The sequence below is a fragment of the Halomonas sp. MS1 genome (genome assembly GCF_024182575.1).
Taxonomy (GTDB): Bacteria; Pseudomonadota; Gammaproteobacteria; order Pseudomonadales; family Halomonadaceae; genus Vreelandella.
On sequence record NZ_CP098926.1, the window covers coordinates 3405590 to 3428702 of the forward strand.

General features: G+C 51.7%; 20 protein-coding genes. 15 read left to right on the forward strand and 5 right to left on the reverse strand.

Annotated elements, in window-relative coordinates; all coding sequences use genetic code 11:
* Position 1 precedes the first annotated feature (1 nt).
* Positions 2 to 625: a LysE family translocator gene (locus NF683_RS15625; RefSeq protein WP_193059891.1), complete on the forward strand. Its 624-nt coding sequence runs from the start codon at positions 2 to 4 to the stop codon at positions 623 to 625.
* Between the two features lie 10 nt (positions 626 to 635).
* Here NF683_RS15625 and NF683_RS15630 read toward each other — a convergent pair whose 3' ends face one another.
* Genes NF683_RS15630 through NF683_RS15640 form a run of 3 tightly spaced genes read right to left on the reverse strand, consistent with a single transcriptional unit; the run spans position 636 to position 3837 of the window.
* Complete coding sequence (locus NF683_RS15630) at positions 636 to 2027, reverse strand: bifunctional DedA family/phosphatase PAP2 family protein (protein ID WP_253920417.1); 1392 nt, start codon at positions 2025 to 2027, stop codon at positions 636 to 638.
* A gap of 27 nt (positions 2028 to 2054) precedes the next feature.
* Positions 2055 to 2987, reverse strand: coding sequence for a GGDEF domain-containing protein (locus tag NF683_RS15635; protein WP_089038093.1), 933 nt, complete (start codon positions 2985 to 2987; stop codon positions 2055 to 2057).
* A complete protein-coding gene (locus NF683_RS15640; protein ID WP_253920418.1) occupies positions 2980 to 3837 on the reverse strand; it encodes a hypothetical protein in 858 nt (285 codons plus the stop codon). Before NF683_RS15640 ends, NF683_RS15635 begins: the two co-directional genes overlap by 8 nt.
* A 186-nt stretch (positions 3838 to 4023) precedes the next feature.
* On the opposite strand from NF683_RS15640, the gene NF683_RS15645 reads away from it, so the two are divergent.
* The 11 genes from NF683_RS15645 to lipB all read left to right on the forward strand — a co-directional run bounded on the left by NF683_RS15645 (position 4024) and on the right by lipB (position 14480).
* Entirely contained in the window at positions 4024 to 5331 is a 1308-nt protein-coding gene (locus NF683_RS15645) for a glutamate-5-semialdehyde dehydrogenase (protein ID WP_253920419.1), read from the forward strand.
* Complete coding sequence (nadD, locus tag NF683_RS15650) at positions 5328 to 5987, forward strand: nicotinate-nucleotide adenylyltransferase (protein WP_193067926.1); 660 nt, start codon at positions 5328 to 5330, stop codon at positions 5985 to 5987. The genes NF683_RS15645 and nadD overlap by 4 nt, the downstream gene beginning before the upstream one ends.
* 107 nt (positions 5988 to 6094) lie before the next feature.
* Positions 6095 to 6481, forward strand: coding sequence for a ribosome silencing factor (rsfS, locus tag NF683_RS15655; RefSeq protein ID WP_038483599.1), 387 nt, complete (start codon positions 6095 to 6097; stop codon positions 6479 to 6481).
* On the forward strand, positions 6478 to 6945 hold the full coding sequence (gene rlmH, locus NF683_RS15660; RefSeq protein ID WP_038483601.1) for a 23S rRNA (pseudouridine(1915)-N(3))-methyltransferase RlmH: 468 nt from the start codon (positions 6478 to 6480) through the stop codon (positions 6943 to 6945). The genes rsfS and rlmH overlap by 4 nt, the downstream gene beginning before the upstream one ends.
* Positions 6946 to 6980: 35 nt before the next feature.
* Positions 6981 to 8888, forward strand: coding sequence for a penicillin-binding protein 2 (gene mrdA / locus NF683_RS15665; RefSeq protein WP_193060121.1), 1908 nt, complete (start codon positions 6981 to 6983; stop codon positions 8886 to 8888).
* Entirely contained in the window at positions 8888 to 10051 is a 1164-nt protein-coding gene (rodA, locus tag NF683_RS15670) for a rod shape-determining protein RodA (RefSeq protein WP_193060122.1), read from the forward strand. Before mrdA ends, rodA begins: the two co-directional genes overlap by 1 nt.
* Before the next feature lie 47 nt (positions 10052 to 10098).
* Complete coding sequence (gene mltB, locus NF683_RS15675) at positions 10099 to 11115, forward strand: lytic murein transglycosylase B (protein ID WP_089038099.1); 1017 nt, start codon at positions 10099 to 10101, stop codon at positions 11113 to 11115.
* A 2-nt stretch (positions 11116 to 11117) separates the two neighbouring features.
* On the forward strand, positions 11118 to 12092 hold the full coding sequence (locus tag NF683_RS15680; protein ID WP_089038100.1) for a septal ring lytic transglycosylase RlpA family protein: 975 nt from the start codon (positions 11118 to 11120) through the stop codon (positions 12090 to 12092).
* A 69-nt stretch (positions 12093 to 12161) separates the two neighbouring features.
* On the forward strand, positions 12162 to 13361 hold the full coding sequence (locus NF683_RS15685) for a D-alanyl-D-alanine carboxypeptidase family protein (protein ID WP_193060125.1): 1200 nt from the start codon (positions 12162 to 12164) through the stop codon (positions 13359 to 13361).
* A 145-nt stretch (positions 13362 to 13506) separates the two neighbouring features.
* Positions 13507 to 13818, forward strand: a complete 312-nt coding sequence (locus NF683_RS15690; protein WP_089038102.1) for an HP0495 family protein — start codon at positions 13507 to 13509, stop codon at positions 13816 to 13818.
* Positions 13815 to 14480 carry a lipoyl(octanoyl) transferase LipB gene (gene lipB, locus NF683_RS15695; RefSeq protein WP_193060126.1) on the forward strand — a complete coding sequence of 222 codons (666 nt, stop codon included), beginning with the start codon at positions 13815 to 13817 and terminating at the stop codon, positions 14478 to 14480. Before NF683_RS15690 ends, lipB begins: the two co-directional genes overlap by 4 nt.
* A 114-nt stretch (positions 14481 to 14594) precedes the next feature.
* Here the strand turns inward: lipB and lipA are convergent, their stop codons facing one another.
* A complete protein-coding gene (gene lipA / locus NF683_RS15700; protein ID WP_038483617.1) occupies positions 14595 to 15653 on the reverse strand; it encodes a lipoyl synthase in 1059 nt (352 codons plus the stop codon).
* A 247-nt stretch (positions 15654 to 15900) separates the two neighbouring features.
* Positions 15901 to 16887, reverse strand: coding sequence for a LysR family transcriptional regulator (locus NF683_RS15705; protein ID WP_038483619.1), 987 nt, complete (start codon positions 16885 to 16887; stop codon positions 15901 to 15903).
* Between the two features lie 228 nt (positions 16888 to 17115).
* On the opposite strand from NF683_RS15705, the gene NF683_RS15710 reads away from it, so the two are divergent.
* From NF683_RS15710 to NF683_RS15720, 3 genes are all read left to right on the forward strand, one after another.
* Positions 17116 to 19674 carry a DUF3141 domain-containing protein gene (locus NF683_RS15710; protein ID WP_253920420.1) on the forward strand — a complete coding sequence of 853 codons (2559 nt, stop codon included), beginning with the start codon at positions 17116 to 17118 and terminating at the stop codon, positions 19672 to 19674.
* Positions 19675 to 19995: 321 nt separating this feature from the next.
* A complete protein-coding gene (topA, locus tag NF683_RS15715; protein ID WP_038483622.1) occupies positions 19996 to 22623 on the forward strand; it encodes a type I DNA topoisomerase in 2628 nt (875 codons plus the stop codon).
* The gene (locus NF683_RS15720; RefSeq protein ID WP_253920421.1) at positions 22620 to 23081 is read left to right on the forward strand and encodes a DUF6586 family protein; all 462 of its coding nucleotides are present in this window, start codon (positions 22620 to 22622) and stop codon (positions 23079 to 23081) included. Before topA ends, NF683_RS15720 begins: the two co-directional genes overlap by 4 nt.
* Positions 23082 to 23113 lie beyond the last annotated feature (32 nt).

The following is a 23113-nucleotide window of genomic DNA, read 5'->3' on the forward strand; positions in this document are numbered from 1 at the left end:
GATGATGTCATGGGCGACGCTGTCAGTGTTTGTACCCACTTTTTTGTTCGTTTCACTAACGCCGGGGATGTGTATGACGCTGGCCATGGTGTTGGGCATGACCCAGGGGGTAAAGCGAACACTGTGGATGATGATAGGCGAGTTAGTGGGTGTTGGTATTGTGGCCGCCGCTGCAGGTGCTGGTGTGGCCGCGTTAATGCTACGACAGCCAGAGCTGTTCATTGCGTTTAAGTGGGTAGGCGGCGCTTACTTAGCTTATTTGGGCATTATGATGTGGCGCTCTAGAGGGCGTATGGCTATTCCTGCCGAACTGAATGCCGGACCTGCTGCAGGGCGAGTGCAGTTGGCCACTCAGGGATTAGTCACGGCAGTGGCCAACCCTAAAGGCTGGGCCTTTTTTATGGTGCTGTTGCCGCCGTTTTTAGATGGCAGTCGGCCACTTGCGCCTCAGTTAACCCTGCTGATTGCGGTTATTTTAGTGATCGAGTTTGCCAGCATGCTGGTCTACGCAACAGGGGGAAAAACGCTGCGTAACGTGCTGGGCAAAAGTGGCAATGTAAGGTTGCTTAATCGCATTGCGGGGACATTAATGATAGGCGTGGGAATCTGGCTGGCCCTGGGATAGCACCGAATGGCTAGACAGGTGGCAGCAGGATAATCCGCAAAACTAGCAGCGCGGTGGTGGAAGCCACGAGTCTGCCCCATGGGCAATGAGGTAAAGGAGCTCTAACGCGTCGCTGCCAATTCAGCCGAATGAGGGCGCATACCAGCAAGCCCAAGAGGGCGCCGCCGATGAGATCACTTAGCCAATGAACGCCTAATATCAAGCGCGATAACGCCATGGGTGTTGCTAAGATAATGGCCAGCCAATAAACCCAAACGCGTTGTTTGCGGTGCAATTCTGCCGCAATAAAAGCCGCTGCTAGCCCTACAATAACAACCGTTGTGGAGGTGTGTGCACTTGGGTATGAAAATGAGCCAATTAAGTGCTCTGGTGTTGCTGGTCGAGTACGCTCAAAAACCATTTTTCCTATTGTATTGAGCAGCGCAACGCCACCGATGGCAAAGACCCAATGGCAGAGAGCATCGATGCGTTTATGGTGGATCAGCCAAACGGCCAAAGGCAAAAGTAGTGCGCTAATCCCAAGTGCATCCCCTGTTTTAGCTAAGGCTACGCTGATTAATTGAAGTGGTTCATTGGTTAACCAGTTAAACAGTCGCTGTGCTTGTAGGTCTATTGCCAGCGGGCCTTGGTGATTGATTACTAGCAGAGTCCAGGCGGAGACACTTGCCAACGTGATCAAAAACAGCAGTAACGAGGCTAGCGGCACTTCATCATTAAGGCTCATTGAGAGCCACGACCGACGCATAAAGGGGATACGGCGAATAAGACGTGCTGTTGCCAAGTAGATGAAACCGTGGCGTCCAACCTGGGCTCTTCCCCAGGAAAAAATCACTGCCAGCACGACGATACAGGCGCTTAATGTAATGATTGCCGTTTCTATATTTGGGGGGAGGTTGAGGTGCTGTTGCCAGGTTCTTCCTAGTAAGTAGCCAGGCAGCACATAAGCGGGAGCCCACAGGGCTGCGGAGGTGATATTGGCCCACAAAAAAGTGCGCTTTGGCATCCGCATCATACCTGCAATAAGCGGAATAATGGGGCGGACTGGACCTACAAACCGACCAATAAATACTGAATGGATACCATAACGGTTAAAAAAACGTACGCCGCGTTCAAGCCATTCTGGGTGCATGGATAAAGGCCAGCGGTTAGTGACCTGTTCACGATGGTGGTAGCCGAGCAGGTAGCTAATGCTATCCCCCAGAATGGCGCCTATTAACGCAGCACCGATTAGCCATGGCAGGGCAATGGCTTCATGCCCCGCCACGGACGAAGCGGCGGTAATTAACACAACACCAGGCACCAATAAGCCAACCAGCGCAAGGGATTCAAGCAGCGAAATCAGTGCAACCAACAGTAGTAACATAGCTGGCGAGAGTGACAGGGCAAAAAGCGCATCAGCCATGAAAAATACTGCTCCATTTAATCCGCATTAGGCGATAGATAATGCGTTTGCACGAGCTTCCAGGCGATTTATGTAGCGTTCAAAGCTCTCATTTCGGCATGGTAGGCAAACAGCAATACGGGTTTCTAACTGCCCCGTTTCTACTAGAACACGTTGTGATAGTGCGCGTTGAAGCCGCTCGCGCACCAACATAGCACCGCTCTCACTTGTGTCGGGCAGCACTAACCAGAACGTGGCGTTGCCTGCCCGGCCTAACAGATCGTGGTCGCGGCAACGGCTATTGACTTCGTTACAGAGCGCACCCAGCAGCGCCGTTTTTGCGCGTGAACCAAATTGCTCTTCCGCCATATCAAGTTGGGGTAAATGCATCACTAAGACTGCCAAGCGCTTGTTGAGCATTGCTGCGCGCAGAAACTCATTGTGAAGACGCTCTTTTAGCGTATCAATATGGTAAGCATTGCAATCATTGTCGTTTGGGTCTGTTGCCCTCAGCAATGCTCGCTGTCGTGCGTGCTCCCATGGTGGTAAGGCCATCAGCAGAATGAGAGCGGTATAAGCAATAACTGTCTCTGAGGATGCATCGCTGTGACGGGTTAGTAGCCACCATAAGGGGCTGGAAAATACCGTTAGCAAGAAAGCGCTCGATAGCGGTAGTAAAAAAAATGCAGCGGCCGTGGGCAGTCCGATCCAAATCGTAGAGGTGCTAGGATGATTGTAGAAGGCGGCCAGGGTAATGACATAACTGCTACCCAGTAAAATAGCGCGGGGAATAACAGGCTTTAACGCCTGGCTGTGGTGCATTAACAACGCAGTAAGTAGCAGCAGTGTCACAAACATTGGCACTAAAAGGTCGTGATAATTGCCCATGCGATAAAGCCAGAATGTGTACCCTGCTACTAGGATCACACTCGCGGTGTAGGCAAAAGTCATCAGGTGTCTGTGCCGCAGTTGGTCAATCATTGTTACCTTCCCGTTGTTGAGGCGGGAGCTGAACTAGCGCCTCGACGGATAGACCCGATAGCTCTATATCCATTAGTGGTAGGTGGTGGGAGTGCTGTGTTTCTGGGAGGCCTGCGCAGAGAAGCTTGCGGCGTTGGGCGGCTTCCTTTGGGTTATGCGACAACATCAAGGCGGCAAGTGTCTGATTATTTAAGCGATAAACGTGTTCGAAGCTGTATATGAGGCTGCATAATTTTTGCCCCGACGACCAAAGCTGATGGCGTTTTACTTGGATAATTAATAACTCTGCATAGATGGCTTCACGTTCAGAACGGGTTTGTTCGCGGCTGAGGTCTCTCAGCAGCTGCCCGCTAGGCCATAGATTTAACCCGGGGATTAGCCGAAGGCGTTTGCGAATGGAGCCGTTAATATCGATTAACTGGCACGCTTTTGCGCTGGACAGCACGCCTAGTGTGATCAATGCCGCCAACAGTAGCAGCGCTTCGGGTAAGCTAAGAAGAGGGGCAATGAATGACCAGCTAATCAACGCGGCGCACGTATTGAACACGGCCACCCAGCGTTTCTGAGGCAGCATAAACATTGCCGCCCACGCCCATATTAAAAAGCTATGGCGCTCTGGAGCCACGGCAATTAGCCCCAGCAGTAGCGCCCCGGTGAGCACTTGCCAAGGTAGGCCTTTAGAACGACGATGGCTAAAGTCGAGCAATAGCGCAGTAACAAAAAGCCAGCCTACAGACAACCAAAGTACTAGCGCGGCCGCTGGCTGCGCCATATATGTCCAGGACGCTAATGCTAACGCCGCTGCGAACAAGTTGGCTCTTAGCAGGCGTATTTTGTACTTGTTTTGCATGGTGGCTTACTATTCACCTTTAATTCAAGATTGCCCATGGAGCACTTTGACCAGGCGTGGGCGTCGAAATGTAATCATTAATAGCGTCAGTATAACGCCCTAATGGCGTAACATACTGCCAAACACCTAGTACCACTACCATAGAATGCAACTTGCCTTGCATACGCAATAAGACAGGGAGAAAGTATGAGCGGTTCAAACGCACACCAAAACATAGCCCTACAGCAATTAGCTGCGGGGAATGTGCCCGCTTATATCCAGGTGCTCGGTCAAGGCGCTAGGGCTGCTGCTCGAGAGCTACGTCGTGCTGATACAGGATTGAAAAATCGTGCGCTCGAGGCAATGGCGTCGCGCCTGACGGCCTCTAGACAGTTAATACTGGAAGCTAATGCGCTTGATTTGCAGCGTGGCAAAGAAACTGGCCTAGACGCTGCACTGCTTGATCGTCTGGCGCTTAATGATGCGCGAATTGATGCCATGGTCGAAGGCCTTCACCAAGTGGCTGCGCTGCCAGATCCCGTTGGCGAAATTGACGATATGCGCTATCGCCCAAGCGGAATTCAAGTTGGCAAAATGCGCGTACCGCTAGGGGTTATTGGCATTATTTATGAATCTCGCCCGAACGTTACCCTTGAGGCAGCAAGCCTGTGCTTAAAATCGGGTAATGCTTGCTTGCTACGCGGCGGTTCTGAGGCCAGTGCGTCAAATGCGGCGATTAGCAGTTGTATCCAGGAGGGGCTAGCCGATGTTGGCTTGCCAGCTGAATCCGTACAGATTGTTGCCACCACCGATCGCGCTGCAGTGGGTGCGATGATTAGCATGCCCGAGTACGTCGACGTCATTATTCCAAGAGGTGGTAAGTCTCTGATCGAGCGCATTTCCCGCGAAGCAACGGTGCCGGTCATTAAACACCTCGACGGGGTTTGTCACGTTTACATCGACACTACGGCAGATCCCGCTAAAGCGCTGGCCATCGCGGTAAACGCCAAAACGCATCGCTATGGCACCTGCAATACGATGGAAACGCTGCTGGTGGATGCGCCGATTGCCGATATCGTGCTGCCAGAGTTGGCTCGTGCCTACGCCGAGCACCATGTAGAGCTACGTGGTTGCGAGCGTACACGAGCATTGCTGCCCCAAGCAGCGTTGGCCACAGAAGAAGACTGGGGCGCTGAGTACCTTGCGCCTATTTTGGCGATTAAAGTCGTCGATGGTATGGATGAGGCGATTCAGCATATCGAGCAATATGGCTCCCATCATACCGATGCCATTGTGACTCAAGACATCAGTCTAGCGAGACGCTTCATGGCTGAGGTCGACTCAAGCTCAGTCATCGTAAATGCCTCTACGCGCTTTGCTGATGGCTTTGAGTATGGACTGGGTGCGGAAATTGGTATCTCAACCGATAAGCTGCATGCGCGAGGGCCGGTTGGATTAGAAGGGCTTACAACGCAGAAATATGTGGTCTTTGGTGATGGGCAAATCAGGCAATGAGTTCAACACCCATGCGAATAGGCATGCTGGGGGGCACATTTGATCCTGTACATCTGGGGCATTTGCGAAGCGCCGTTGAGGTTCGTGAAGCCCTTGGGCTTGATCGTTTGCATATGATTCCCGCACCTCAGCCGCCTCTGCGTGATACGCCTCAGGTGTCGCCGGAACAGCGTTTTGAGTTGTTAAGGCTAGGCATTAGCGACACACCCGGTGTGATGGCTGATGATCGGGAGCTACGCCGCGAAGGGCCTTCTTATAGTGTGGATACGCTTGCTGAATTGCGGCAAGCGTATGGCGATAGCGCGTGTCTAGTGATGATCATTGGGTTCGATGCTTTTCTGCGGTTAGCCAAATGGCACAAAGCTAGTCAGATATTCTCTTTAGCACATCTCGTTGTGATTGCTCGACCAGGCTATAACGCGCGTTGGCCTGAGGAATTAAGGGAACTGGTGGGGAATCGTGAAGTCGATAGTGTAGATGAACTAATGCGAAGCCCTAATGGTAACGTTCTGACGCTGGCCTTGCCCTCCATGATGGCGATTTCGGCTACTTATATAAGAGAGCGTTTAGAAAAGGGCAAAAGCGTTCGTTATCTACTGCCTGAGGCCGTCGAGGAAGCCATTCTGCGGCACGGTTTCTATCATTCTGGTGAATAGCGCTGGCAGTCAGGAAAGAAGCCGTTACAATGGCCGGCTGATTGACTGAATATCACTGAGCTTGCTTTTGCTGAGCTTACGACAACAAGGGGTTGCCTTTAGGAGCCATGCACATCGATACACTTAAAAATCTAGCGGTTGATGCCCTAGAAGAGCTTAAAGCACGAGATATTACGCAGTTAGATGTTTCCAAGCTGACTGAAGTTACTGATTTGATGCTAATCGCCAGTGGTACGTCTACTCGCCACGTGGCTGCCTTAGCGCAAAATGTTGTGGAAAAGGCCAAAGCGTCAGGCCTTGCGCCCCGAGGTGTTGAAGGTGGCGATAATGCTGACTGGGTATTGGTCGATTTAGGCGATGTGGTTGTCCATATTATGTTGCCTGAAGCCAGAGCCCTTTATGATCTTGAGCGCTTATGGGCAGACCTACCCAATGACGCTGGGGCTATTAGTGAATCGCTCAAACGGTTTGAAGAGCGAGCCACGATGTCATGAAGATCCGGCTGTTAGCGGTGGGCACCAAAATGCCTGCGTGGGTTGAGGAGGGCATTGAGACCTACCGCAAACGGCTGCCTCGAGACTTCTCGCTTGAAATTGAAGAGATTCCACTCGGTCAGCGTGGCAAAAATGCTGATATAGCCAAAGCACGAGCACAAGAGGCTCAGCGTATACGTGACAAGCTTCGTGGCGACGAGTATATCGTGGCACTTGAGGTTAAGGGTAAAACCTGGAGTACCGAGCAACTTGCTGACGAGGCCGACGCTTGGCGCATGTTGGGCAAAGATATTGTGTTGTTGGTGGGAGGACCTGATGGCTTAGAGCCATCCCTTTCAGCAATGGCCGATAAAGCATGGTCTTTATCGCCCCTCACGTTGCCTCACCCACTGGTACGTATAATGCTGGCTGAGCAACTTTACCGGGCGTGGACACTGCTAGTAGGTCATCCCTATCATCGATAATTGTTTTTTGTCTGATTTGAGAGTCATCGTTACCCATGCCTAAGCGCCATGACACGCTTAAAAACCCTGAGCAAGAATTGCGTATTTTTCGTGTCAGGGCGCTACTTGCCGTCTTAGTGGTGGTTGTTTTGACGGGATTGCTAACTGGACGATTAGCATACTTGCAGATCGTTCAGCACGATTTATATAGTACTCGCTCCGAAAAAAACCGTGTCCGTGTCGAACCGCTGCCCCCCAATCGGGGGTTGATTTATGACCGCAATGGCGTCCTCCTTGCCGAAAATCGCCCTACCTATAACCTCACGTTGGTGCGCGAACGCGTTGATGATTTAGATGAAACGCTGGCGCTGTTAGTTGAGCTTCTAGACTTGCCCGAAGATGATATTGAAGCGTTCAATGTCCGTTCACGGCAACGCCAACGCCCGTTTCAACCCGCGCTTTTAATGAGTGATTTGAGCGAAGACCAAATCGCACGGCTAGCGGTGAATCGACATCGTCTACCAGGGGTCGAAGTAGAGGCGCAACTGCTCCGTTACTATCCTGATGCCGAAATGATGGCCCATTCGCTGGGCTACGTAGGGCGCATCAACGCAGAAGAGCTGCAAACCCTCGATGCTGGGCGATATGCGGGAACACACTTTATTGGTAAAACGGGGATTGAGCGTTTTTACGAGACGGAACTGCACGGGCAGGCGGGGCTGCGTAAAGTTGAAACGAATGCGCGTGGGCGTGTACTTAGAGAGCTCGGTCGTACTGATCCGGTACCTGGGGAAAACCTTACTTTAACGCTTGATAAGTCAATGCAAATGCTGGCTTACGAGCTGTTAGATGGCCGGCGTGGATCTATCGTCGCGATCGTTCCTGGGACGGGTGAAATCCTCGCTATGGTCTCGACGCCTGGCTTTGATAGTAATCAGTTTGTGACGGGAATTGATGTCGCTTCTTATCGCGGCTTGCAGGAAAATATCGACCTCCCGCTGTTTAATCGAGCAATTCGTGGCCATTATCCGCCAGGTTCAACCATTAAACCTTTTTTGGCGCTTGCGGGACTAGTCGAGGGTGTTATCACACCCGATAGCACGATTAATGATCCTGGTTTTTATCAGTTGCCCAACGACTCTCGTCGCTATCGTAACTGGCTGCGCTGGGGGCATGGCCGAGTAGATATGGAGCGGTCTCTTGCCGTTTCAAACAATACTTATTATTACACCCTAGCCCATGATCTGGGTATCGATAATCTGCATGAACAAATGACCAATTTTGGCTTTGGCCAACGTGTTGCTCATGACGTGCAAGGCGAAAGCACCGGCCTGATGCCGTCTCGTGACTGGAAGCGGGCGCGTTTTAATCAGCCTTGGTATCCCGGTGAAACACTCTCTGTGGGAATCGGGCAGGGGTACTGGCAAGTAACTCCGTTACAACTGGCGAGTGCAACGGCTACATTGGCTAATCGCGGTCATTGGATAAAGCCACGTCTTGCGTTAGCAATAGGTGACGAGCCCTTAGCGCTGGATTTGCCGGATACGCTGCCCGATATTCAGTTGGATAATGACAGCTGGTGGGACCGTGTTTTCAGCGGCATGGAAAAAGTAATCAGCGGGAGAGAAGGCACGGCACGCCGCACAGGGGTGGGGCTAGAGTATCGTATGGGGGGTAAATCAGGCACTGCCCAAGTGTTCTCGCTTGGTCAAGATCAGCGTTACAACGCCGCAGAACTTGAAGAGCGTTTACGCGATCACGCTCTTTTTATGGCGTTTGCGCCCATCGACGATCCGCAAATTGCGGTCTCAGTTATTGTTGAAAATGCTGGGGGCGGGAGTACGCATGCCGCTCATTTGGCGCGTGCGATGACCGATGCATGGATATTAAGAGACGATGCGCCAGACGCTGAAGAAGTTAAAGAAGCATTGGAAGAAGATACTGCCAACGTGGAGGGCAACTAATGAGGTCATGGCAAACCCTCTCTCGCCCACTGCGTCGTTATCCAGTACGCCCACCCGATAGCGGTATTGCTCGGCGCAAAAGCATCTGGGAGCGGATTCACCTTGACCCGTGGCTGTTAGGTTTGCTGCTGTTGCTAATGGGGGGTGGGCTATTAGTGCTTTATAGCGCTTCCGGGCAGCGTATTGATACCGTGATTGCGCAAGCGATACGTTTTGGTGTTGCTATCGCTGTTATGGTGGTTATTGCTCAATTATCGCCTTCCACGTTTCTGCGCTGGGCTCCCTTAGCTTACGGCTTGGGGTTAGCTATGTTGTTAGCAGTTGAAATAGCGGGTGATGTGGGGATGGGGGCAAAGCGGTGGCTTGAGATACCGGGTGTTATTCGATTTCAACCATCTGAAATGATGAAATTAGCGGTGCCACTGATGGTGGCTGCCTATCTGAACCGTTGCCAATTACCGCCACGTTTCAAGCATATTTTTGTATGCGCGGTGATCATCGGCTTGCCGGTGGTGCTTACGGCTATTCAACCGGATCTTGGGACGTCGCTTTTAGTGGCCAGCGCGGCGGTGATTGTTGTGCTTTTGGCAGGTTTATCCTGGCGTCTAATTGGTTTAATTGGTGCCTTAATTGCGGCAGGACTACCTGTTCTATGGATGAATATGCACAACTATCAGCGTCAACGGGTTTTAACGTTCCTGGATCCGGATAGTGATCCCTTAGGGGCGGGTTGGAATATTATTCAATCAACAACCGCGATAGGCAGCGGTGGCTTATGGGGGAAGGGCTGGCTTGAGGGTACCCAGTCTCAATTAGAATTCCTGCCTGAGCGCCATACGGATTTTATTATTGCCGTGCTGGGTGAAGAGTTTGGTCTGGTGGGAATGCTCGTGCTGCTATCGCTGTATGTCATGATTGTGGGGCGAGGTCTTTGGCTGGCAGCCTCTGCTCAGGACACCTTCGGGCGACTTTTTGCAGGCAGTATTATCCTGACGTTTTTTATATATGTGTTTGTCAATGTCGGCATGGTAAGTGGTATTTTGCCCGTTGTTGGCGTACCGCTGCCGCTAGTGAGCTATGGCGGGACTTCCAGCGTGACCTTGCTGGCAGGGTTCGGTATTCTCATGTCAATACATGCCCATCGGCGGTTGTTGCCGCGCTAGTATCGAATGGATAAGTAGCGGTGCTTTTTCACAGGAGTGGTAAGTTAATGAAATGGGCCCGAAGTAAAGCAAGCGGCTGCGTAGCAGCTATGTTATTGGCGTGCTCTTACACGGTTGCATGGGCTGACGACGCGTCGCCTTTTGATCCGCAGCAGCACGAAGGTACGCAACAGCTAGTTGACGAGTTAGCAGAACAAGGCATTCCTCGGCAATGGCTAACAGATGCCTTGAATCAAGCCAGCTTTAACCAATCTGTTTTGGACGCGATGGAAGGTGCGGCTGAACGCCGCTTACGTTGGTATGAGTATCGAGATATATTCTTAACTCAGCAGCGTATTGAGGAGGGAGCCGAGTTCATCAGTGAGTATGAGGATGCGTTTGCTCGGGCTGAGGACGTTTATGGTGTCCCGCCAGAGGTCATTGCTGCCATTATTGGTGTTGAAACCTATTACGGTAAACACAAAGGGCGCCACCTCGTATTAGACTCATTAGCAACATTAGCCTTCAACCATCCTGTTCGTGGTGGCTTTTTTCGCGGCGAACTGGCGGCTTTTTTGAAAATCGCTCATGAGCAAGGCGTTGAGGTTGACGAGCTGTATGGTTCGTATGCCGGCGCAATGGGGTATCCCCAGTTTATTCCCACAAGTTATCAAGCCTATGCCGTCGATTTTGACGATGATGGTAAACGAGATTTATGGGAGAATCCGGTCGATGCTATTGGCAGTGTGGCGAACTATTTTGCTGTACATGGTTGGCAGCGTGATGGGGCAATTTATCATGAGGCCGATGGCCCTGATTCAGCGCCTGATACGCTTCCTATTAACCAAACCAGTAAGCCTGAAGTGACTGTGTCTGAAGCGATTGAAGCTGGCATTGAACCACAGAGTGCACTGGATTCAGAGCTGCTTGTGGTGCCTTTAAGGCTCGAGCTTGCTGATGATAGTATCCAATATCGCTTGGGGGAATATAACTTTTACGTTATTACCCGCTATAACCACAGCCATCTCTATGCAATGGCAGTGACAGAACTGTCAGAGGCGATTGCACGGCAGGTTGAGGGCTAACTATGAGAACAGTGCTGTCTGAGGCTCGTGGCATAGGTGGTGCGGTGATCATCATAGCGTTGGTTAGCGGCTGTGCCAGCCATGAAGCTCAACAAAATAGCGCTAATCAGCCTGCTAGTAAGCCTGCTGGAAGTACGAGCGGTGCGCCCAGCAGTGGAGCAAGTAGTGATGGTGCATCATCGGGGGAGCGCTATGCAATGACGGGCGACGCCTATCCGCTAGAGCCGCCGGATGTGAGCAAAGTGCCAAACGCTGAGCCTCGCATAGAGCCGCCATCGCGTTCCGGTAATCGCTCCACTTATGAAGTGTGGGGGGAAACCTATCATGTGCTGCCGGATGCGGCGGGCTACGTGAAGCAAGGGACGGCCTCTTGGTACGGTGAAAAGTTTCATGGCTATGCCACATCAAACGGAGAGATTTATGACATGTATAAAATGTCTGCGGCTCACCGTTCGTTGCCACTGCCAACATTTGCTCGTGTCACCAGCTTAGACAGCGGTCAATCTGTTATCGTGCGCGTCAATGATAGGGGGCCTTTTCATAGCGACCGTGAAATAGATCTTTCCTATGCAGCGGCTGCACGGCTAGGCTTTTTAGATAATGGCACTGGCGCCGTCCGGGTTGAGGCTATCGAGCCTGAGCAATGGCTGGCTCAGCAAGGTAGAAGTAGCCAGCCAGTTGGTGAGGTGTCTTCGGCATCTTCTACTGTGAATGAACGGTCTGTTCGAGATGCTGCTGTTCAGCAGCCAGTGGCAGCAGATGATGCTATTTATCTACAAATTGCGGCATTGGGCAGTGAAGAAGGAGCCCAACAGCTGCAGCAACGTCTGGTCAGTGAACTCCCGCATAACGTACGGGTGATGAGTGATGCTGACGTGCATCGTGTGCAAGTTGGGCCAGTGAGTCCTAAGCAGGAAACCCAAGCACGTGAAGAACTCCGTCGGGCGGGCTTCCCACAAGCGTTTATCGTGAGATAGTTCTCCCCAATTATTAGCTAAATTAAACGTGCTTCGTTGACGTTTTTTCTTTGTTGTGAGAAGTAAGAAATGAATGTATTGATGTCTATTCGCCGTACCGCAGGGCTTTGCTTGTTTGCGGTTTTTGCCGTGGTGTCTTCGCCGGTCATGGCCCAGGTGATACCACAGCCGCAGACGATTATTCCTTCCGCTCCTCAGCTGGCGGCGAGCTCATGGATTCTAATGGATGCCAACAGCGGTCGCATTCTTGCTGAACATAATTCTGATGAACGCTTACCACCCGCCAGCCTGACTAAACTCATGACCGCCTATCTGGTCGAGCGTGAGTTAGATCGCGGTACAATTAGCTTGACGGATATGGTCAATATCAGTGAGAAAGCTTGGCGTACCGGCGGTTCCAAGATGTTCATTGAGGTAGGCGATCAAGTCTCGGTTAATGATTTGCTGCATGGCATCATTATTGTATCGGGTAACGATGCTAGCGTGGCAATGGCAGAGCACCTAGCGGGTGGCGAAGCGCCATTTGCCGATTTGATGAATCAGCATGCTACGCGCTTAGGAATGCACAATACTAATTTCCAAAATCCGACAGGTCTTCCTGGCGATAATCACTACTCCACCGCTCACGATATGGCGTTGTTGGCACAGCATATTATTAATGATTACCCTGAGCACTTTACTATTTACTCTCAGCGCAACTTCGCGTTTGGTGGCATCGATCAGCCAAACCGTAACCGCTTGCTATGGCGCGACCCGAGTGTCGATGGTTTGAAAACCGGTTGGACAACTGAGGCGGGCTACTGTCTTGTCTCTTCGGCCGAGCGTGATGGCATGCGGCTAATTTCGGTCGTGATGGGCACTAATTCAGAAGAGGCAAGAGCGCAGGAAACGCAAAAGCTACTCAGCTACGGCTTCCGCTTCTATGAAACGATGAAGCTCTATGAGCGTGGTGCAGTGCTTGCAACGCCGCGCGTTTGGGGGGGAGATATCAATGAACTGCGTGTTGGCGTTGACGGTGAAGTATTTATGACGCTTCCGCGCAACCGTAATGAAGAGTTGCGTGCTCGCTTGAACCTGGATAGCGACCTTCAAGCGCCGATTGCCGTGGGTGATGATGTCGGTACGCTAGAAGTATATTTAGGTGAGGAAATGGTCGGTGAACGCCAGCTAGTGGCGCTAGAAAATGTTGAAGAGGGTGGCTTGTTCAAGCGCCTATTTGACCAAGTAAGGCGTTTCTTCAGTGGTTTGATCAGTAACTTCATCGATTAATTAGTAATTTCACCGCTTAGTAGCAGCGAGTGGGCTTAAGCGCAGAATTTTTAGTCTTTTGCGCTTAAGCTACTAATCTTATAAGGCTGTACTGCACTCGTACCCTGAGCAGAAGTATCTATATATTCCCGTGTAAAGGCGAGCTATGAAAAAAGGCGCGAAAAATGGGCTAAGAGATTTACGTCAGCCTGAAGTAAACGAGCCACCTAAAATCACTTTTCCCTGTGATTACTCATTGAAAGTGGTTGGCGATGCCGCTGAGGATTTTCCAGCCTGCGTGTGCCAAGTGATAGTTAAACATTCCCCAGATTTTGATGAGACGTCACTGCAAGTCGTCGACAGCCGTAACGGCCGTTTTCAATCTGTGCGTGTCACTATTGTGGCCACTGGCGAACAGCAATTACGCCAGCTGTTCGATGATCTGAAGGCGACAGGTCGCGTACACATGGTGGTATGACCTTGGCTAGTCAACCTATTGAGCTGCATCAGCTTGGCCATCGTGCCTACTTGCCGGTGTGGAGCGCGATGCGCGAACTCACCGACACGCGGGACGAGACAACGCCTGATCAATTCTGGCTAGTTGAGCACGACCCCGTTTTTACTCAGGGCCAGGCGGGTAAGCCAGAGCATGTGTTAATGCCAGGTGATATCCCTGTCGTGAAAACGGATCGTGGGGGGCAGGTAACCTACCATGGCCCAGGCCAAATTGTCTTATATCCATTGCTGGACGTTCGCCGTGGCAAGATTGGTGTTCGTGAGTTAGTAACTGCGCTAGAAAACTCAGTGATTGACGTACTTGCTCTCTATGACGTGTCTGCCTGGGCGAAGCCAGATGCACCTGGCGTCTATGTTGATACGCAACAGGGCGAAGCGAAAATTGCCTCGCTAGGGTTACGAATTCGGCGGGGCGCAAGCTATCACGGGGTTGCGCTAAACGTAGATGGTGACTTATCCCCCTTCGGGCGCATCAATCCCTGTGGCTATGCGGGTATGCAGGTAACGCGATTGGCTGATTTAGTGGCGCTGCCTGTCGCTCACCAGGTGGGGAGTCAACTAGCGTCTGCACTGGCCCAGCGGTTGGATCGGCAGTTGGTGGATGTGTCGTTTATCCAATCATGAGCGATCTGCACGCAAGGCACTGTTGTAACTGAGTTAGCTGTGCCAGTTGCGTGCAGATAGTGAGTGAATAGAGCTAGCGAAAATAGTCAATAAAAGGCAACTAGCCTAGACGGTTTATCCGACGTTAAACGCAGGAATGCGGTTAGCGTCAGGCTCATGGCCAGGAACCGCAGCAGGCGACGCGAGGCCCAGGTTGTTTTTCTCAAAAACACGGTCAGCGCGATAGCTAGAGCGAACCAGCGGCCCGGACGGCACTTCCATAAAGCCTTTTTCAAGGCCAAGCACGCGATAGCGATCAAACTCTTCTGGGGTGACCCAGCGCTCTACGGCTAGATGGTTTTTGGTTGGGCGCAAATATTGTCCAAGCGTCACGATATCAACGCCAATCTCTCTCAGGTCATCAAAGGTTTTAAGAATCTCTTCGTCTGTCTCACCTAATCCAAGCATCAAGCTTGTTTTGGTAATTATGTCTGGTCGATACTGTTTGGCATGCGCTAAGACATTCAGCGTTTTGCGATAACCCGCACGTGGGTCGCGTACTTTGCTGGTTAGTCGCTCTACCGTCTCTACGTTCTGTGCAAACACTTCCAAACCCGAATCAACTACCCGCTCAATGGCGGCTTTATCAGCGTCAAAATCGGGTGTTAGAGCTTCTACAACCACTTCCGGCGTGCGGGATTTGATAGCTTTAATGCAGTTGGCATAGTGCGTAGCGCCACCGTCGTCCAGATCGTCTCGGTCAACGGAGGTCAATACGATGTAGCGCAGCCCCATCAACTCGACTGATTTTGCCGTGTTTTCCGGCTCATCTAGATCCAGCCAGCCTTTCGGATTGCCTGTGTCCACGGCACAGAACCGGCAGGCGCGTGTGCATACAGACCCCATTAACATAATGGTGGCGGTGCCATTGCTCCAGCATTCGCCCATGTTAGGGCAGTGCGACTCTGCACAAACAGTGCTAAGGCGGTGCGTAGAGACATTCTTTTTGACGGCTTCGAAGCGTTCGCCCCCAGGGATCTGTGCGCGCAACCATTTAGGTTTACGGTCAAGACTGGGAGACGCCTCATCTGACGACGTTTTACGCTGTTTCATGCCGTCTTTAATGACCGACATGCCATGCTCATTGCGGAATTTTTCGCCGCTAGGGACGCGCGTTGTGGGGTTATTGCTCATAGAAAAGAGCCTCTCTACTGTGCGGCAGGCAATGCCCAAACGTCGTGGCGTCTAACCATATGCTGTGGCGATGGCGTTTAAATGCCATGGCGTTGACAGTTGGATCGCCTGCGCGAATACATGCCAAACCCTGAAGATTCTGAATGATACGTAGGTAGTAGACTAATGTAACATATCTGTTGGTTAACAAGACACTAAGCGCCCTTCATCGAACCGCCAAAAGACCGTCCAGCCAATCGGCAGCCCACTATAGTGACAGTAAAGGTAGGCAGGAAACGCCGTGGCTAGGCAGTGGGCTAGAGGGGGCTTGGAAATACCGACGAAAATCTGGCAGGTGTTCCCGTGTAAAGCGTAAAAAAAGATCAGCGACTGGTGTCGGAAAATGATCGCGACGATACACCGTGCACCACGAGCGTCGAATGGGGAAGTTAGGTAAAGGGAGCGCGGATAGCAGCCCTTGCTCTAGTTCAAGTTGAACCGCCAAACGGGGCAAAACGGCAACGCCTAAATGGGCCATAACGCCTTGTTTAATGGCTTCATTAGTGCCTAATTCAATGCGGTGGGGAAGGCCGACTTCTTGGTCAACAGCCAGTTGCTCAAATGCGATACGTACCCCAGAACCTGGTTCACGCATCAATACATAATGGCGCGCAAAGTCGGCTAATGTGGGTGCTTCCATGTGAAGTAGTGGGTGGTCTGGCCATACGAGAGCGATGAGTTCATTTTCAAGAATGGGCATGACTACCAGGTCGTCGTCTTCAGGCACCATGGCCATAATCACGACATCATCTTTTTGTTCTGCCAGCCTTTCCAGCGCTTGACTGCGGTTGCATACCTTTAGACGAATGCGTACGTCGGGGTAGCGTGCTCGAAACCGTGCCAGTAAATAAGGCACCACATACTGGGCTGAGGAGACTGCCGCGATGTTCAGCTCACCGCTAATGCTGCCATTAATCTCCGAGAGATTCATTTGCAGTCTAGAGAGCTGTCCGAAAATTTCGCGTGTGGAGAGCGCTAGGGTATCCGCGGCAGGTAGCACGTGAAGGGTTTTACCGGCATATTTAAACAGCGGCTGACCAAGAGCGAGTTCTAACTGACGAATTTGTGCGCTAACCGCAGGCTGTGTAAGTCCTAGCTGCTCGGCTGCGCGAGAGTAGGAGCGCTGGCGGTGAACGGCCTGGAATACCTGTAATTGTCGGAAGGTCAAACGGTTGAGTAGTGTAAGGGATGACATAACAACCTCTAGGTATACACCCTCCGAAGATAGAAAGTGCCACAAAACAAAAAGTCTCAGCATTACGCTGGAAATGCTACCACCGATGATGTGCGGCGTCTTTATGACAACAATGATGAATTTGCAAAGGTAAGCATCGACGTTATGCAGCGAGTGGCCTAAACTATATTGCATTGCAGCATCAACGCTTCGGGACGGATGCTTTGCATCAACCCAATGGGAGAATTTATGAACTTTCTCGCTCATCCTTTGTTGCCTGGCAGCGCGCTGAAAAGCCTGTGGCCAGGAGCGTCTGATCAAATGGCTCCATTACCGGTCGGCGAGGCCTTTGCTAGCATGGTAGATCCGTTCGGATTCGGACGGGCTGCAGCGGGCTATTGGCGCGACAGTATTGAGCGTAGCGTCCTGTATTGGGATGTTATGCGCGAACGCGGAAATCAATATCTTGAGCATATGGAGCAAACCAAGCCGAACGTGCTTGGATTTGATACAGAGGTGCTCATGGATGGTCGCACGCTTCCCCATCCAACCAATTATGAGCTGCTGAGAGTTCTTCCCCCCAGCCATATTCAGATTGACCCTGAGAAACGACCGTTTGTTGTCGTGGACCCCAGAGCAGGTCATGGCCCTGGTATCGGCGGGTTCAAGCCTGATAGCGAGCTTGGGGTTGCTCTAAAGGCTGGTCACCCTTGCTATTTTATTGGTTTTTTGCCTTTTCCTGAACCAGGGCAAACCGTTGAGGATGTGGTAGAAGCGGAAATTGCGTTTTTGCGTCATGTTATCGCTCTGCACCCAGAAACAGCTGAAAAACCAATGGTGGTGGGGAACTGTCAGGCGGGTTGGCAAATAATGATGGCTGCAGCACTTGAGCCGGATGTGTTTGGTCCGATTCTTATTGCCGGTGCGCCGCTTTCTTACTGGGCCGGGGAACACGGTAAAGCGCCTATGCGCTATACCGGTGGTATGACCGGTGGAAGCTGGATTACTGCTTTAACGAGTGACATTGGTAACGGCCTGTTTGATGGTGCTTGGCTAGTACAGAACTTCGAGCGTCTCAATCCAGCCAATACCTACTGGAAAAAGCAGTACCATCTGTATGACAACATTGATACCGAATCCAAGCGCTATTTAGAGTTCGAGCGCTGGTGGGGCGGTCACGTTGTTTTAGGTGGCCAAGAGATCCAATATATTGTCGATAACCTATTTGTTGGTAATCGTCTCTCGACGGCTCAGCTAGTGACTCGCGATGGCCGCCGTATTGATCTTCGCAATGTGCGCTCACCTGTTGTCGTATTCTGCTCGCGTGGTGACGACATAACGCCGCCGCCTCAGGCGCTGGGTTGGATTCGTGATTTATACGAAGGCGAAGAAGATATCATCGCCAACGAGCAGACGATCGTGTACTGCATGCACGACACAACAGGGCACTTAGGGATCTTTGTTTCCGGTAGTGTGTCGCGCAAAGAGCATGCTGAGTTCACGGCCAACATGGACTATATCGATGTTATGCCGCCCGGGCTGTATGAGACAACGGTCTCGCATGTCAGCGAGCGAGATGATGCGGAGTTACTTGAGCGTGATTATTTGCTTGAGTTCACATCGCGTAACTTTGAGGAGCTGGATCAGGATGTAATGCATATCCCAGAGGATGATCGTCGGTTTGCAACGGTTGCACGTATTTCTGAGATCAACCTTGGTTTCTATCGACTATACGTTCAACCCTGGGTGCAGGCTATGATGACGCCAGAAGCGGCACGCTGGATTCGTCGTATGCATCCTATCCGATTAGGCTACAAGCTTCTATCTGATCGTAATCCGCTGACTGTTCCGCTGCCGGTGATGGCTGAAGCAGTGCGCAGCAATCGTCAGCAAGTGGGTCAAGATAATGTTTTCAAAGCATTAGAAACGATGTGCTCCGATCAAATCGTCGCTAATCTCAATGCCGTGCGCGATTTACGCGATAGCACGACGGAAAGGCTGTTTATGGACATTTACGGACAGCCTCTATTGCAAGCAGCGGTAGGTTTGCATGGCGATGCGCATGTGCATCGTCGTCGTCCTGGAGCCGAGCCAGAGCATCAGCGTTTTGTTGAAAACCGCAAAAATGAGCTGCGCAATAAAATAGCCCAGGGTGGCGCTCACGAAGCAGTCATGCGCTCAGTTATCTATGTGTTAGGCGGAGCGCCAGCGACAGATGAACGCAATTTCAAACGGTTACGTGCTTCCCGTGCTGAACTAGAGCCTAGTTCAACGTTGAGTGAATTTAAGCGTTTGGTGCGCGATCAGTTCTTTATCCTGAAATTAGATCGTGAGCGAGCGCTATCGTCATTGCCCGAGCTGTTAAAAGGGCAAAGCAGCAGTGACATCGACGGATATATTGAGCACCTTATGCATGTGTTCGCCGCGAGCGGTGAATTATCCGAGCACGCAGCAGAGCGTTTTGAACAGGTGAAGACGCTATTTGATCAAGCAAGGCCGCCGAAAGCCGCTCAACCAAAAGCTACTCAGCCAAAAGTCGTGAGCGCACCCGCTACTGACACTAAGCAAGCAGGTGACCAAGGGGCGGCTATTGATACGCAAACCGCTGCAAGCTCTCCAGCTGAAAGCGTGGTGACAGAAGCTGAAAGCGTGTCGACAGAGACAGTATCGGCGGAAAAGGAGGCTACCCAACGCGCATCTACCGAAACGGTGCCTGCTACTAATAATGTAGCAGCAGATGCAGCTAAAGAAGCAAGCAAGCCTCGACCAAAAGCGGCATCGCGTAGGAAACCACCGCGCAAGCGCTAAGTGTTGTAACGTTTGTCTACGCCCCTGTTTTGATACAGGGGCGTTTTTTTGTTTCCGTATTTTGGGTTGCCGTCTGCGTATTGGCAGTCTAGTGTCTAGCTACTTCATTATGAAAAATAGTACGGATAGACACCTTGCGCTTCAGCATTAGTTTGTTACTTATGCGTCGGTTGTTACTTATGCGTCGGTTGTTACTGGCGCTTGTTGCAGGCCTGGGGTAGGGTAGGCGCATTTTTCTCATGGTCGTCAAGTGGTAACAACAGGCGACAACGTATTCAGAGCATGGGCGATAGCGCCTGAGCATTAGGAAAGTGGAGCACTATGGGCAAGTCACTGGTCATCGTCGAGTCGCCTGCGAAAGCGAAGACGATCAATAAGTATCTCGGCAACGATTTCATCGTAAAGTCGAGCGTGGGTCACATCCGTGACCTGCCGACCAGCGGCTCAGGTAAGGCAGCCTCCGACCCGAAGGAGCGCGCTCGCCAGGCTGCGGCAACACGCAAGATGTCGGCGGAAGAGAAAGCAGAGTACAAAAAGCGAAAGGCTCATGATCAGTTAATTCGGCGGATGGGCATCGACCCGGATAACGGCTGGGAAGCGCGCTATGAGGTGCTCCCGGGTAAGGAAAAAGTCGTCGCTGAATTAAAGAAGCTGGCTGAAAAAGCTGATGCTGTTTATCTCGCAACGGATTTGGACCGCGAAGGGGAAGCAATTGCCTGGCATTTGCGCGAGACGATTGGTGGTGATAACAGTCGCTATAAGCGCGTTGTATTTAATGAAATAACCAAAAATGCCATTCAGGATGCGTTTAAGTCGCCAGGGGCGCTAAATATTCCCCGAGTGGAAGCGCAGCAGGCGCGCCGCTTCTTGGACCGCGTTGTTGGTTTTATGCTTTCACCGTTGCTGTGGGCCAAGATTGCCCGGGGCTTATCAGCAGGTCGTGTTCAATCTGTCGCGGTTCGCCTGATCGTTGAGCGTGAACGAGAAATTCGTGCGTTTATTCCTGAGGAGTTTTGGGATGTGCATGCAGATCTCGCTTCCCCGGATGGCGAGCTGGTTAGATTTGCGTTGGTGCGTCAGGATGGTAAGCCCTTCCGTCCTACCTCTGAAAAGGACACGCTGGCACGCATTGAGCAACTGCGCAAAGCCAAGCTTGCGATTACCTCCCGTGAAGACAAACCGACAAGCTCTAAGCCTACCGCGCCGTTTATTACCTCAACACTGCAGCAGGCTGCCAGCGGCCGGTTAGGGTTCTCTGTTAAGAAAACCATGACCATGGCTCAGCGCCTCTACGAGGCCGGCTACATTACCTACATGCGTACCGACTCCACCAATCTTTCAAAGGATGCGGTAGAGAGTGTTCGCTCGTTTATTGGTGATGAGTACGGAGCACGCTATTTACCAGACTCTGCTAACCGTTACAGCAGCAAGGAGAGCGCCCAAGAAGCCCACGAGGCGATCAGGCCCTCTAGCGTTGAGCGCAAGGCCAGTGACCTCTCTGGAATGGAGCGTGATGCAGAGCGTCTCTACGAGCTGATTTGGCGACAATTTGTGGCCTGTCAGATGACGCCTGCTGAGTACCTTTCCAGCACGCTGAGTGTTGAGGTTGATGGCTACGACTTGCGCGCCAAAGGGCGAGTGCTCAAGTTTGATGGTTACACGCGGGTGATGAAGCCATCAGGTAAAAATGAAGACCAAAGCCTGCCTGATTTGCCGAAGGGCACGGCAATGGCGCTTGAAAAGCTTGACCCGCAACAGCACTTTACTAAACCGGCCCCGCGTTATACGGAAGCCAGCTTAGTAAAAGAGCTCGAGAAGCAGGGCATTGGCCGTCCTTCTACCTATGCTGCCATCATTTCCACGATTCAGGATCGTGGTTACGTGAAGCTGGAAAGTCGCCGTTTTTATGCTGAAAAATTGGGTGATATTGTCACCGAACGATTAAAAGAGTCTTTCCCGGATTTGATGGATTATTCGTTCACGGCTCGAATGGAAGATAGCCTGGATGAAGTTGCGGAAGGTGAGCGTAACTGGCAAGCCTTGCTGGACGCTTTCTATGGTGAATTCAGCCAGGAGCTTAGCAAAGCCGAAAGCGACGAAGGAATGCGCCCTAATCAGCCGGTTCCTACGGATATTGACTGCCCAAGTTGCGGTCGCAAAATGCAAATTCGGACGGCTTCCACCGGTGTGTTCTTGGGTTGCAGTGGTTATAACTTGCCGCCCAAAGAGCGCTGTAAAACCACCATTGATTTAATTCCTGGTGAAGAAGCTGTTGCCGAAGATGCAGGCGAAGAAGCAGAAACCAACGCACTCCGTGCCAAGCGTCGTTGCCAGAAGTGCGGAACCGCCATGGATAACTATCTCATCGATGAGGGTCGCAAACTGCATATTTGCGGCAATAGCCCTGATTGTGATGGTTATGAGGTGGAAGCGGGCAAGTTCAAAATCAAAGGCTACGACGGCCCCATTATCGAATGCGATAAGTGTGGTTCTGAGATGCAGCTTAAGTCAGGTCGATTTGGCAAATATTTCGGCTGCACCAACAGCGAGTGTAAAAACACCCGCAAGTTGCTTCGTAGTGGTGAAGTGGCACCGCCCAAAATGGACCCCATTCCGATGCCGGAGCTGGCCTGCCAAAAGGTAGAGGATCACTACGTACTGCGCGATGGTGCCAGCGGCTTGTTCTTAGCGGCCAGCAAGTTCCCTAAAAACCGTGAAACTCGTCCACCGCTGGTAAAAGAGTTAAAAGCCCACGCCGACGAACTACCGGAAAAGTATCACTTTATCTTAAAGGCGCCCAGCGAAGACCCGGATGGCCGTCCTGCGCAAATTCGCTATTCACGGAAAAATAAAGAGCAGTACGTGATGACCGATGAAGAAGGCAAAGCAACCGGCTGGAAAGCCACGTTTGAGGCGGGTAAATGGCACGTGGAGGATAAGCGCAAGTGAGCCCACGTTCTCGTACCAACCAACTGCTTTATCAAGCTGAGCTTTTGGTTGGTCTTCCAACAGGTAATGACGAGCATGCTCAGGCTCGTCAAATGGCGATTGAAGAGAGCGCCTTGGCGCTCTTTGAGCTGGCATTAAACTCGCTGCTCAAAGAAGTGACCGAGCATGCGCGTCTTAACGAGCATGGCTGGCAAGTGCTCCTTAATGAGAAGGGCCCTGCCGTTGCTGAGCTGCAGCGCTTAAGAGATATGCTGCAGCAGCCGGATAGCTGGTTGCACTGGCTGGTGGGGCAAATTGAGAAGCTGCACAGTGACGAGGGGGCAAGTAAGCGCGCAGTGCAGAACCCCTCAATGATCGCTGTCGGCAGCCAGGTGAGTGTTGCTGAGCAGCTGTTAACTAACCTTCATGCTGCAAAACGCGATATTGCAGCGCTACGTGAAACTAGCCAAGAGTGGTAGTTATAACGTCAAACGTATTGCCTAGAGAGAGT